Source organism: Anaerolineales bacterium (assembly GCA_022866145.1).
Classification (GTDB): Bacteria; Chloroflexota; Anaerolineae; order Anaerolineales; family E44-bin32; genus PFL42.
The window spans coordinates 1-12912 of record JALHUE010000160.1; the positions used below are offsets into that span (position 1 = coordinate 1).

Annotated in this window: 11 protein-coding genes and 1 tRNA gene; 3 read left to right on the plus strand and 9 right to left on the minus strand. The window is 64.4% G+C overall.

What is annotated here, in order from left to right; translation table 11 throughout:
• From MUO23_04980 to MUO23_04990, 3 genes are all read left to right on the plus strand, one after another.
• Nucleotides 1-918: thiamine pyrophosphate-dependent enzyme (locus tag MUO23_04980; GenBank protein ID MCJ7512306.1), on the plus strand; the 918-nt coding region annotated here is incomplete at its 5' end.
• Nucleotides 919-1021: 103 nt separating this feature from the next.
• Nucleotides 1022-1951, plus strand: a complete 930-nt coding sequence (locus tag MUO23_04985; protein MCJ7512307.1) for a DMT family transporter — start codon at nucleotides 1022-1024, stop codon at nucleotides 1949-1951.
• Nucleotides 1948-3075 carry a hypothetical protein gene (locus MUO23_04990; GenBank protein ID MCJ7512308.1) on the plus strand — a complete coding sequence of 376 codons (1128 nt, stop codon included), beginning with the start codon at nucleotides 1948-1950 and terminating at the stop codon, nucleotides 3073-3075. The genes MUO23_04985 and MUO23_04990 overlap by 4 nt, the downstream gene beginning before the upstream one ends.
• A gap of 39 nt (nucleotides 3076-3114) precedes the next feature.
• Here MUO23_04990 and MUO23_04995 read toward each other — a convergent pair whose 3' ends face one another.
• The 9 genes from MUO23_04995 to MUO23_05035 all read right to left on the minus strand — a co-directional run bounded on the left by MUO23_04995 (nucleotide 3115) and on the right by MUO23_05035 (nucleotide 12686).
• On the minus strand, nucleotides 3115-4419 hold the full coding sequence (locus MUO23_04995) for a hypothetical protein (GenBank protein ID MCJ7512309.1): 1305 nt from the start codon (nucleotides 4417-4419) through the stop codon (nucleotides 3115-3117).
• Entirely contained in the window at nucleotides 4416-5513 is a 1098-nt protein-coding gene (locus tag MUO23_05000; protein ID MCJ7512310.1) for an alanine dehydrogenase, read from the minus strand. The genes MUO23_04995 and MUO23_05000 overlap by 4 nt, the downstream gene beginning before the upstream one ends.
• A gap of 287 nt (nucleotides 5514-5800) precedes the next feature.
• A tRNA-Gly gene (locus MUO23_05005) sits at nucleotides 5801-5872 on the minus strand.
• Between the two features lie 37 nt (nucleotides 5873-5909).
• Nucleotides 5910-7061 carry a CinA family nicotinamide mononucleotide deamidase-related protein gene (locus MUO23_05010; protein ID MCJ7512311.1) on the minus strand — a complete coding sequence of 384 codons (1152 nt, stop codon included), beginning with the start codon at nucleotides 7059-7061 and terminating at the stop codon, nucleotides 5910-5912.
• A 283-nt stretch (nucleotides 7062-7344) separates the two neighbouring features.
• On the minus strand, nucleotides 7345-8061 hold the full coding sequence (locus MUO23_05015; protein ID MCJ7512312.1) for an ABC transporter ATP-binding protein: 717 nt from the start codon (nucleotides 8059-8061) through the stop codon (nucleotides 7345-7347).
• Nucleotides 8062-8071: 10 nt separating this feature from the next.
• The gene (locus tag MUO23_05020) at nucleotides 8072-8854 is read right to left on the minus strand and encodes an ABC transporter ATP-binding protein (protein MCJ7512313.1); all 783 of its coding nucleotides are present in this window, start codon (nucleotides 8852-8854) and stop codon (nucleotides 8072-8074) included.
• Between the two features lie 4 nt (nucleotides 8855-8858).
• Nucleotides 8859-10232, minus strand: coding sequence for a hypothetical protein (locus MUO23_05025; protein ID MCJ7512314.1), 1374 nt, complete (start codon nucleotides 10230-10232; stop codon nucleotides 8859-8861).
• A 27-nt stretch (nucleotides 10233-10259) separates the two neighbouring features.
• Nucleotides 10260-11435 (minus strand): branched-chain amino acid ABC transporter permease, encoded by a 1176-nt coding sequence (locus MUO23_05030; GenBank protein MCJ7512315.1) that lies wholly within the window; start codon nucleotides 11433-11435, stop codon nucleotides 10260-10262.
• Nucleotides 11436-11498: 63 nt separating this feature from the next.
• Nucleotides 11499-12686, minus strand: a complete 1188-nt coding sequence (locus MUO23_05035) for a branched-chain amino acid ABC transporter substrate-binding protein (protein MCJ7512316.1) — start codon at nucleotides 12684-12686, stop codon at nucleotides 11499-11501.
• Nucleotides 12687-12912: the final 226 nt, after the last annotated feature.

A 12912-nucleotide genomic window follows, 5' to 3' on the forward strand; every position in this document is an offset into this window, starting at 1 on the left:
ATCGCCGCCTGCTACGAGATGTCGGTCGAGCCGGAGCGCATTGTCAAGTTCTCCGGCATCGGCTGCTCGAGCAAGAGCCCGGCCTACTTTCTCAGTCGCTCCTTCGGCTTCAACGGGCTGCACGGGCGCATGCCGTCGCTGGCGACCGGGGCCCTGCTGGCCAACCGGTCGATGAAGGGCGTCGGGGTCAGCGGTGACGGGGACACGGCGAGCATCGGCATCGGCCAGTTCATCCACCTGCTGCGGCGCAATGTCCCCCTGGTCTATATCGTCGAGAACAATGGCGTGTATGGCCTGACCAAGGGCCAGTTCTCGGCGACGGCCGACAAGGGGGCGATGCTCAAGAAAGGCGAGGCCAACCCCTTCCATCCGGTCGACATTTGCTTCGAGGCCCTGGCCGCCAACTGCGGCTTCGTCGCCCGGTCGTTCGCCGGCGATCCGCGCCAAGTAAAGGAGCTCATCAAGGCTGCCCTGAGCTTCGAAGGGACGGCGGTGCTGGACATCATCAGTCCCTGCGTGACCTTCAACAACCGCGATGAATCGACCAAGAGCTACGCCTGGGGCAAGCAGCACGAAGACCCGATCCATGACATGACCGTGATCCCGATCCGGGAGGAAATCGAAGTCGAGTACGAGCCCGGGGAGGCGACAACCGTGGAGATGCACGACGGCTCCCGCGTCGTGCTTAAGAAGCTCGAGCGGCAATACGACCCGACCGACCGCTTGGCGGCGGTGACGCTGTTGGAACAGTCCCGTCTGAGCAACGAGCTGCTCACCGGCTTGCTATACCTGAATCCGAACCAGCCGTCGCTGGTCGACATTGGGAATCTCAGCCTGACGCCCTTGTCCCAACTGCCGGAGGATGTGCTGCGCCCGGCGCGCGCCACCCTCGAGATCGTCAACGGCGAGTTCCGCTAGATCGGTCCTGCCTGTGTGGCCCTCTCCGGCGCAGGACGGGGACCCACCGTCCTGCGCCGGTGTATTGCACGAAGGTATAATCCGCCGCCATGAGGACCGCAGCTTGAATCGCTGGGGAATTGCCGCCGGGCTGTTGGCCGCCGCTATCTGGGGTGGGATGTATGTGGTAAGCAAGGTTGTGTTGGGGGTTGTGCCGCCCTTTACGCTTCTCAGTTTGCGCTTGCTGCTCGGCATCGCTTGTCTGGGGCTGATCGTCGTCCTCACAGGTAGAATCCACCTCCGGCGGGCACAGGTGAGATCGATCCTGTTCGTCGGCCTGCTTGGCTACGGGGTATCCATCGGACTGCAGTTCGTGGGCACCCGCCTGACCAGCGCAGCCAATGCGTCGCTCGTGACCTCGGCTTCGCCGATCTTCATCATGCTTTTTGGGGTGTTGATCCTGGGTGAGCGCGCCAGCCTCGAGCGCGGAGTGGCGCTGGGGCTGGCTTTCCTCGGCGTCCTGGCCGTGATCGATCCCCGCGCGGCCTCGATCCATGAGCCGTCGTTTGCGGGCAACCTGGCGCTGCTCGGCGCCGCCGTCACCTGGGGACTGTATTCTGTCCTGGTGCGCCAGGTCAGCCATTCTGCCAGGACCGTCGAACTCAGCCTAATCGCATTTCTTGGGGGGCTTCCGGTGGCAATTGGGATGTCGGTGGCCGAGCGGACGCGCCTGCCGCTGGGGGAGGTGACACCCTTGGTCGTAGCCGGAATCTTGTACCTGGGCGTGATCTCGACCGCGCTAGCCATGTTCTTGTGGAACAAGTCCTTGCAGCTGCTGGAGGCGGGGGTTGTGTCGATTCTGTTCTTCGCCCAACCGGTGGTCGGCGTGGGCCTGGGAGCATGGGTGCTCGGCGAGCAGCTCAGCCGGGCTTTCTGGCTCGGGGCGGGGCTGATCGGGGCAGGGCTGGTTCTGGCGGCGCGGGCGTCGGTTCCCCGCGAGGTTGGAGAGCCCCCAACCTCGGCTGGGATGTCTCCGACGGGGAGGGCAAGATGAGTCGAACGACGAACTGGCGGAAGTCTGTGGCCACGGCGCTGGCGGTCATCCTGGCCGCCGGGTTCGTCGTGCTGGCGCCACTGACGGTGCTGGCGCGCAGCACCGCCGCCGTCGTGTTCTCACCGGATGTGATGGCGTCGGTCCTGATCCAGCAGTTTTCCCTGGCGGAGGATGTCCGGCGGCCGCTGTTCGAGGCGCTGATGGGTTCGCCACCCGAGCAGGATCAGGCGCTCGATCTCTCTCAGGCCTTGGGGTATCTCACCCCGGAGGAACAGGATCAGGTCCTCAACAGCTTGATCCCACCGCGCTGGGCGCAGGAGCAGGTCGAGGGCGCGGTTCGCCAGATGTACGCCTGGCTGGACAACCAGGATCCGCACCCCACGATCGCCTTGGATATGCGGCCGATCAAGATCCATCTTCTCGACAGCGCCGTGCAGGCGGCGGTCGCTCGAGTGATTGACTCGTGGCCCGACTGCACCCCGGAGAAGCTGGCCGCTTTTGCTGGCGGGCTGCTCACCGGCACCCCGGAGATGTTGTACTGTTCGCTTCCCGGCGCCCTCGGTGACTTGCTAGCCGGATTCCTGACGACCGGCCTGACACAATCTGTTCAGGCCCTGCCGCCTGAGATCGTGCTCACACCCGGCAGCGCCCGCCCTGCTGAAATGCTCCAGCTCAAGCAAGACCTGCTCGCATTCCGCGCCTTGATGCGCTGGTCCTGGCTTGTTCCTGCAGCCTTCCTGCTGCTGATCCTGGGCCTGGTTGTGCGATCTGTGCCCTCCTGGGGACGCTGGTGGGGCTGGCCCCTCTTAGGCGCCGGCATTCTCAGCTTGGTCAGCCCGCTGGCCGGAGGTTGGATATGGCGCGGTTGGCTGCAACGAGCCTCTGCCGAAGCAGGGGTGCAGATGGCCCTCGAATTGGTGGATGGAGTCCTCGATGGTCTGGCGGCGGAGATCGCCGCCAGGCAGCTGGCGGCCGGCGTCTTCCTTGCGCTGACGGGAATCGCCATGCTGGCGATGGCATGGTTTGTGAGGCGTCGCCGGCAACGGGCGCTCAGATCGGTGCAAGACGATGCGCCTGAACCCAGCCGCGATGCCGAGCCCCGCCCGAGCGGCATGTTCGGCTAGCTCTTAGGTTGGGCGGTTGCCCCCGGCCCCCGGGGCGGCCTACAGGCAGTACAGCTCGCGAGCCTGGCGCTCCAGCTGCTCGCGAAAAGCCGGATGGGCGATGTTGATCAGCGCTCGCGCCCTCTGGCGGATGGTCATTCCGTAGATGCTGGCCACGCCGAACTCTGTGGCGATGAAGTGAACATGATTGCGGGTGGTGACCACGCCTGCGCCCTGCTTGAGCATCGGAACGATGCGGCTGATGGTCGTCCCATCGTGCATTGTGGCCGTGGACGGAAGGGCGATGATCGGGCGGCCGCCTTTGCTGCGCGAGGCGCCGTAGACGAAATCCACTTGTCCCCCGACACCGGAGTACAACTTGGGGCCGATGCTGTCGGCGCACACCTGACCCGTCAGGTCGACCTCGATGGCCGAGTTAATCGACACCATGCGGTCGTTCTGAGCGATGATGAAGGGATCGTTTACGTATTCCGTCGGGTGGAGCTCGACGATGGGATTGTCATCCACGAACGAATAGAGCTTGCGCGTTCCGATGATGAACCCGGCGATGATCTTCCCTGGATGGAGGGTCTTGCGCTCGTTGGTGATGACCCCGCGGTTGACCAGGTTCATGACCCCGTCTGAGAACAGCTCGGTGTGGATCCCGAGATCCCTCTTCGATTCCAGGAAGCCGAGCACGGCATTGGGGATGGCCCCGATCCCCAACTGCAGGGTGGATCCGTCCTCGATGAATTCAGCCACGTGACGGCCGATGCCCATGCTCAATTCGTTGCTTTCCCCCATGGACATTTCGACCAACGGATAGTTCACCGGAATGGCCTGGCTGATCTTGGAGATGTGGATGAACGAGTCGCCGAGCGTCCTGGGCATTTGCTCGTTGACTTCGGCGATGACAATGCGCGCCATCTGCGAAGGGGTCTTGACCAGACCGGCTTCAATTCCCAGGCTGCAGAAGCCGTGCTCATCCGGCGGGCTGACGTGAATCAGAGCGACGTCGAGAGGCAGGTGCCCGTTGCGGAAGAGGAGCGGCACCTCCGAGAGGAAGCAGGGCGTGAAATCCGCCCGCCCCTCGTGGACCGCCGCCCGTACGTTGTCGCTGATGAACAAGGTGTTGATGTTGAGGTGCCCGGCCATTTCCGGCGCAGCATGCGGGGCGTCGCCGATGGTCAGCACCTGGGCGATCTCGACGTTCTGGAGTTCCGGGGCGCGGGCGACCAGCGCCCCGATTAGTTTCTGGGGGACGGAACAGTTGCCGGTCAGGAACACGCGCATTCCCGACTGGATGACCTTGACCGCCTCCTCCGCCGTGGTGATCTTGGATTCGAAGTGAGAGATCCAGGTCATCTGCCTCTGCCTCCGACCCCACCGAAGCGACTAAGATGCTGCACCTTCCCATCACGCGTGACAATGCCGAGTTCGATCCCGGGGACCGTGCGGATTGCTTCTTCGATGCCTTCTCTGGCCACTGCCTGCAGGAAGGGAAATGTACCGTTGTACAGCCCCAGGGTCCCCGTTCGACCGAGCACGCCGGCGATGTTTGGCACACAGAAATGGATCACACCCTCCTCGACGTAGGTTGGGGCAGCAGAGGTTGTGGGTCGAGAGGTCTCAACGCAGCCCCCCTGGTCGATGCTCAAATCGATGATGATCGAGCGCGGCTGCATCGAGGCCACCATCTTGCGGGTAACCACAATCGGCGGCCGCTCACCCGGCACCAGGATGGCGCCGACCAGGATGTCTGCCCGGGCGCAGGCCTTGGCGATGTTGTAGGGTGTCGAGAAGACAGTCTCGATCGACGACGGGCAGCGCATGTGCAGCTCCTGCAACCGACGCAGGTCGATGTCGATCACAGTCACCGCCGCCCCGACGGCGGCGAAGGACCAGGCCGCCGTTCCCCCGACAACGCCGGCGCCGATAATCACCACCTGTGCCCGCGGGACTCCGACGATGCCCCCCAGCAGCACACCCCTTCCGCCCTGGTCGTTCTGCAGCAGTCGGGAGGCGATGGATACGGCCATCCGGCCGCCGATCTCGCTCAACGGCGCCAGGATCGGGCGGTAGCCGGCCGGCGCCTCAACCTGCTCGTAGGCAATGGCGGTGATCTTCTTGTCGAGCAGCATTTCAATCTTGTCCTGGCGCGTGGCTGCAAGGTGAAGGAAGCCCGCCACCGTCAGGCCGGGAACCATCATTTCCAGTTCTTCCTTGAGCGGCCGGGCAAATTTCAAGACCAAATCGGCGCGGCCGAAGGTCTCCTCCGGGCTGTACACGATGCGGGCGCCTGCCTTCTCATAGTCCACGTCGGCGAATCCTGCGCCGTTCCCGGCGCCCGTCTCAACGTACACGGCGTGGCCATGCGAGACCAGCATGTCGACGCCTTCCGGCGGCAAACCCACGCGGAACTCAAAAGGCCTGCGTTCTTTGGGGATCGCGATGTTCATCTCGCCTCAATGCCTCCCGCAATCCAGATGGAACGCCCGCTGCCTCCGACCGGTCTGGGGCTGCACCTGGGTGCGCATCGGTCCACGGCGGAAGTCTCTTCCCGCCTGCTTCGGGCAGTCGAGTAAGGGACTCCCCGTGACCCTGATTCTCTCCCGACCCTTCGGCAGAGAGGAAGTGCCGATTGGCAGGGGGGGGCGCTCCTTCCATCCCCTCGTCGGCGTGGGGCGACCAGCGTCAGCCAGGGTGCAAACCCAAAGGGCCCCGGCTCAGCCGGGGCCCTGGAAGGAGCGGGTGATGGGATTCGAACCCACGGATGGTACCTTGGGAAGGTACTGCCTTACCACTTGGCGACACCCGCTTGTGTTCAGCGATTATAAGAAGCCGGATCGCGGATGTCAAGCAAGGCGGCGGCGCAGGCTGTCCAACAGCAGGCTGGCTGCCCAAGCCGGCGCGCTGCTGGGCGGCCCGCCATAGGTGGGCTCCTCCAGCTCCGAAGACTCCGGGGTTGCCAGCCGCAAGACCGCCTGCTGCCGGTCCTGGGCCGGACGCAGCGACAGGCCGAGGCAGACGTCGGCCCCGGTCCGGGCCTGCAGGTCAGCCATCGCCGTCGCCAACGCCTCGGCGGGCAGCGACGAAGGCTGCACCAGGATCTCCACAACCGCCCCGCCACACTCAGCCAGCTGGGACGCCAGACGGCCGCCGCCACCGGCCTCAACGGCACACAGCCTCCAGCCGCGCCGCTGGAGTTGCCGGGCGACGACTTCCGCCAGTCGATCCTGATCATAGCCATAGATCGCCGCCGAGAGCCGGGAGCGAAGTTCCGCATCGACCTCCGCCAGCATCGCCTCGGCTTCGGCCTCGGAGTCGGCTTTGGCGGTGATGCGGATGTCGACCCGGCCAGGGTGGGCTGCCAGGCCGACCGTCGGGTTCGGGCGAGCTTCGAGATCCTGAATCTGGTCATCGATCCAGGATTCGCCGGCGCCTGCGGTGCGGACCAGGCGAGACTTGATCACGCTGGTAGCACCCAGCCTGTGACGGAGGAACGGGAGGACCTCAGACTCCAGCAGGGCCAGCATCTCGCTCGGCACGCCTGGCAGAGCGATGATCACGCTCGAGGCGGTCTCGATCCAGAACGCCGGTGCTGTCCCCACGGGATTCGTGATGGCCACCGCGCCTTCGGGCAGCATGGCCTGGCGGCGATTGTTCTCGGTCGGGGTGCGGCCGTACTGCGAGAACTTGCGCTGGATCTGATCCCACAGTTCCGGATGGAACTCGAGCGGCCTACCGAGGGCCAGGGCGATCCCCGTGCGGGTGGCGTCGTCCACCGTCGGCCCCAGGCCGCCGCTGGTCAGGACCACCTGCGCCCGCCGGCTGGCCTCGGCCACAGCCTGGGCGATCCGGTCGGGGTTGTCACCGACGCTGGTAGTTCGGAACACATCCACGCCAAAGGCGCGCAAGGCGCGCGCCATGGCGGCGGAGTTCGTGTCGACGATGTCGCCGAGGAGAAGCTCGGTTCCAATCGTGATGATTTCTGCAGTGGCGGACATGCTCGGCCAGGATTCTACCCCGGACACGGGCGGTGCGGACGGGATCTGGATGGGACGGCGTCCGCGCCCGCGGGTGAGGGACCCCCGTCAGAGGCCGGGCGGAGGAGGGCAGACAAAGGTCAAGGAGATCTGGCTGCCGAACGGGGGCTGACTAGCCTGGCCTGAAACCGCGTGGCGGACCATGTCATTGGCTCGCAAAACCGCGGCCGAGTCCGTCCGCACGATGCTTGCGATCTGGAGCACACAGCCCCGCGAGCCGATCCGGCTGCCGAACGGGCGCTGACTAGGCCTCGCCCAGATACGCGTGGCGGACCATGTCATTGCCTCGCAAAACCTCGGCCGTGTCCTCCAGCACGATGCTCCCGGTCTGGAGCACATAGCCGCGCGAGGCGATCCGCAGCGCCATATGGGCGTTCTGCTCGACGAGCAGGATGGTCATGCCCTCCTCCCGGTTCAGATGCTGGATGACATCAAAGATCGTCTCCACCAGCACCGGGGCCAAACCCATGGAGGGCTCGTCCATCAGCAGGATGCGCGGCCGGAGCATCAAGCCTCGGGCGGTGGCCAGCATCTGCTGTTCGCCGCCGGAGAGCGTCCCGCCCTTCTGGGCGATGCGCTCCTCGAGGCGGGGGAAGAGCTGGAAGACGTACTCGAGGCGGTCATTGACGGCTGCCCGATCGCGGATGGAGAAGGCCCCCATCTCGAGGTTCTCTAGCACACTCAGGCGGGGGAAGACGCCGCGGCCCTCGGGCACATGCCCGACCCCGGCGGCGACAATGCGGTGCGGCGGCAGACGGGTGATGTCTTCGCCGTCGAGACGGATGTGCCCCACTCGAGCCTGCACCAGGCCCGAGATGCTGCGCAGGGTGGTGCTCTTGCCGGCGCCGTTGGCGCCGATCAGGGTCACGATCTCGCCTTCCTCAACCCGCAGCGAAACCCCGCGCAGGGCGTGGATGTGGCCGTAGTAGGTGTGGATACCGTCCAGCTCAAGCAGGCTCATCTTCGGTGCCTCAGGCCGCGGCCCCTTCCATGGCCGAACGGCCGAGGTAGGCTTCGATCACGCGTGGGTTCCTGCGGATTTCCCCCGGGAGCCCCTCGGCGATCTTCTCGCCGTAGTCCATCACGGTGATGTACTCCGAGATGCCCATTACCACCCGCATGTCGTGCTCGATCAGCAGCAGGGTGATGCCCAGTTCGTCTCGCAGGCGGCGGAAGAGGGCCATCGCGCTTTCCGTTTCCTGGGGATTCATCCCGGCGGTGGGTTCATCCAGCAGGAGCAGCCGCGGTTTCGAGGCCAATGCTCGGCCGATCTCGACTCGGCGCTGCATGCCGTAGGGAAGGTTGCGGGCGAGTTCATCGCCGACTCCGCTCAATCCGACGAAGGCCATCGCCGCGTCGACTTCCACCTGGGCCTGCTTCTCCTCGCGCCGGAAAGAGCGGGTACGCAGCAGCGCCCCCAAGTTGCTCTGGCGCAGACGGGCATGCATCCCGACCAGGATGTTCTCGATAACGGTCATATTGCTGAACAAGCGGATGTTCTGGAACGTGCGGCCGATCCCCATGGCGGCGATTTGGTCTGCACGTTTGCCGGAAATCTTCTTCCCGGCGAAGTAGATCTCCCCGGAGTCGGGCTCGCTGATCGCCGTCAGGGCGTTGAAGAAGGTGGTCTTCCCGGCACCGTTGGGGCCGATGATGCTCACAATCAACCCTTCACCCAGGGAGAAGTCGATATTGTTGACGGCCACCAGACCGCCGAACCGCTTGGTTACGTGGTGGGCTTCCAGCAGGGGCATGCGGCTATTCCTTCGGTGTCCCGTCGGGCAGGGGAACGTCGCTGTCCTTGCGCAGGGTTTCTCGCTTCCGGGCGGCGGCCGGCAACAGGCCGCCGGGACGGTAGATCATCATCAGAACCAGAATCAGACCGAAGATCATCCGCTGGTACTTGGTCGGGTCCAGAACCGAAGCCATGCCGCGCACCGAACTCAGTACCAGCGAGATCCCGGGCAGCACTTGCAGCGTGAGAATCAGAACGACGGCCGCGCCGACGATGACTCCAGGGATACTGCCGATCCCGCCCAGAATCACCATCGAGAGCACCCCGATCGACTGCATGAACGAGAAGGACTCCGGGCTCACGAATGTCCGGTTTGCGGCCACGATGACGCCCATGACGCCGGCAAAGGATGCCCCGATGGCAAAGGCCGTCAGCTTGAAGCGGACCTTCGGCACGCCCATCGAAACCGCGGCCAGTTCGTCGTCTCGCAGGGCGGCCCATGCCCGGCCGGTGCGTGAGTCATTCAAACGCAGAGTCACGACGACAATGAAGGCCACGACCGCAAGCGCCAGCCCATAGAAGAATAGGTTGTAGAAATCCGACAGCGAAATCGGGTGGCCGACCAGCGGGCTGTAGACGACATTCAGCGCGGCCATCAAGCCCGCGGGCAAGATCGGACGCTGGATCGGTGAGATCCCTTGGGGTCCATTCGTCAGGTTCAGCGGCTTGTCCAGGTTGTTGGCGAGCACGCGAATTACTTCGCCGAAGCCGAGGGTGACAATGGCCAGGTAGTCGCCTCGCAGGCGAAGCACCGGCAGGCCGAGCAACAGCCCGGTCAGGGCGGCGGCGCCGATGCCCAGGATGATAAACACATAGAAGGCATTGGCTGGGAGGAAGAAGGGCGTGTTCGGCGGCGCCGTGCCCGGGATCTCGTGCAGCAGAAAGGGCTGCTGCGAACCGAAGAAGGCCCAGGCGTAGGCTCCGATGGCATAGAATGCCACATACCCGAGATCCAGCAGTCCGGCGAACCCAACGACGATATTGAGCCCGAGCGCCAGGGCAGCGAACACGCTGATCTGAAAGGCGAGCTCAAGGTAGAAGATGTTGCGCAGCCCGAGGATCGGCATTATGACGAGCAGCAGGACGGCGAACAGGATGATCTTGAAGCGTCGCCCAGTCGCCAGGAAATATGACATCACACTGGCGGCCAGCAGCAGCCAGAATGCAACCAGCGAGCGGGGAGCCAGGTAGACCAGGGCGGAGGCGAGCAGCACCCCAATCGTCGAGGCCAGATAGGGTCGTCGCCCGGTGTTGAGCCAGGCGATGGCGCGCCGGCGAAACCGCTTGAGTCCGCGCTCCTCGTCGGCGAGTTCCACATCCGATGGGGTCGAGATCACTTGGCTCAAGGCTGCTGCTCCATCGGGTCAGGCCTTCTGGCTGACCTGCTCGCCCAGCAGGCCATGCGGCCGGATGATCAGGACGAGGATCAGGATGGCGAACGCCATGATGTCTTTATACTCGGCGCCAAAGGCGCCGGCGGTGAAGGCCGAGAGATAGGCGCCGGCGGCGGTTTCCAACATTCCCAGCACGATGCCGCCGAGAAGAGCACCCACTAGGTTCCCGATTCCGCCCAAGACAGCCGCGGTGAAGGCTTTCAGGCCCGGGAAAAAGCCCATGAACGGATCGATGCGGGTGAATTTCAGGGCGAACAGCACCCCGGCGGCGCCACCGAGTGCGCCGCCGATCAGGAAGGTGATGGCGATAATCCGGTTGACGTCGATGCCCATCAGGCTGGCTGTCGGCCGGTCTTGGGCGACGGCACGGATGGCCTTGCCGATCTTGCTCAGGTTGACGAACGAGCTCAGGCCGACCATCATCGTCACGGCCGCCAGAATGACGACCAGCGACTTGACCTGGATTACCAGGTTGACCGGAAACCCGAGGGCGTTGAAGTGAGCCAGTTCGATGATCTGGTCGAAGTTGCCGAAGGTCGGGAACACCCGGTAGAACTGGCCGGTGGTGACACTTTCAATGAGGCGGATGGCGTCGACCAGGAAGAAGGACACACCGATGGCGCTGATGAGGGGCACCAGCCGCGGCGCGCCGCGCAGCGGGCGGTAGGCAACCCGCTCCACAGTGACGGCTGCCAGTCCGGCAATGATCATGCCACCCAGGATTGCCATTCCGAGGAACAGGTAGGACTGTCCGATGCTGGCGCCGGCAAGCCGGTTGCCGTTGTCGAGGGCGATCAGGAACTCGACGCCGATGAAGGCGCCGATGGCGAAAATCTCACTATGGGCGAAGTTGATGAACTCCAACACGCCGTAGACCATGGAGTAGCCCAGGGCGATGGCGGCATACACGAAGCCGATCGTTATGCCGTCGACCAGCACCTGCGGAAGGTTGGAGATGGTAAAGCCGAGCAGCCCCTGGCCCATGTGCTCCATCAGCACCTGATCGGCGTTCGAGCCGCGCATGACGAAGGCCAGGGAGATGAGAAACGATGATAGCGATACGGCCGTGATCAGGATGAACGCAAACAGTTGGCCGAAGGGCCGGAGGATCTCGACTGCGACGGGGGAACGGGAGCGGCGACGCATCCACCGGGTAGCCAGCAGCCTGGCCCCGGGGTGGGGGCCAGGCTGCCAAGCTGTCCGAGAGCACTACTCAGGCGGCGCGATCGACAGTGTTTCGGCGACCGGGTTCTCGTTCCACTTCCCCGGATCGGCCGATACGACTTGGATCACGAAGTAAAGGGCGGTGGTCAGGTCGCCCTTGCTGTTGAAGTTGATGGTCCCGGTGATGCCGGGGAAATCGGTCAGGGCGCGGACGGCCTCAGCCACCGCCGGCCGGGAAGGAATCTGGTTGTTATTGGCCTTGGCGGCATTCTCGATCGCCGTGAGGCAGATGGACATGGAGTCATACCCCTGTGCGGCGAACGGCTTGGGAGCCGCGCCGTACTTGGCGGCAAAGTCCTCCTGGAACTTTGCCGTGCCGGGGTAGAGCGCGGCGGGACCGGCGACGGTTGTGTAGTACGTGCCGCCGCCGGCGGTGATCGTCTCGCCGGCGATGTTGGCAGCCTCAGGCGAGTCGAAGCCGTCAACCGAGAGGAACGTCCCCTCGTAGCCCTTCTCACGGGCCTGCTTGATAAAGACCGCGATCTGGTCAAAGATCCCGCCGAAATACACCAGCTCGGGATTGGCGGCGAGCATCGGCGTCAGCAGCGGGTCGAAGTTTGACTTCTCCTCGGTCCCCTCGAAGCCGAGCACCTGCATCCCGAGCGCCTCGGCCTGGCGCTTGAAGTACTCGGCGATCGCCTGGCCGTAGGTCGTCTTGTCATGCAGGATGTAGACGGTCTTGACGCCGAGCGAATTGGCGAACTCTGCGCCCACCACGCCCTGGACGTCATCGCGCCCTACGATGCGGTTGACCTCCAAGTAGCCTCGGTCGGTGACCTTGGGGTTGGTGTTGGCCGGTGAGACATTGGCCAGGCCGGAGCTGTGGTAGTTCTCGGAGGATGGGATCTGGACGCCCGAGTTGTAGTGGCCGACCACGCACAGCACGGCCGGATCCGCCACGATCTGTTTGGAGTTGCTCACCCCGACGTCGGGGTTGGCCTGGTCGTCCCAGGGAGCGAGCTGAACGGTGAAGCCCATCGCCTCGAGCGGTCCCTTGAGTTGCTCAAGGCCGAGCTCGGCGCCGTTCTTGATGTCCACACCGATGGCTGACTGGCCACCGGAGAGCGGGCTCTGGGTGGCGATCTTGATCGTTTTAGCTCCACCGCCGCCACAGGCGGACAGCCCGAGACTAGCGACAATCACGATTCCGAGGACAAAGCTGATGCGTTTCATGGCTTGCTGCTCCTCCTTCAAGAAGGGACTGCGGTTGTTGATTCGACCGAGAGCAAATAGACGATGCTGGCTGAATAGGAGCCTTGCGCCCTCCTTCCTGCGGTCGGTGCCGGGCTTACCTTGGCCGGAGCCCTGCCGGCTTGCGGGCACGTCGACGGGTGTTCCTCGGAAAGCCGAGCGGCTCTCCAATGGATAGATAGTATAGCCCCCTACGGCCGATGTCAAT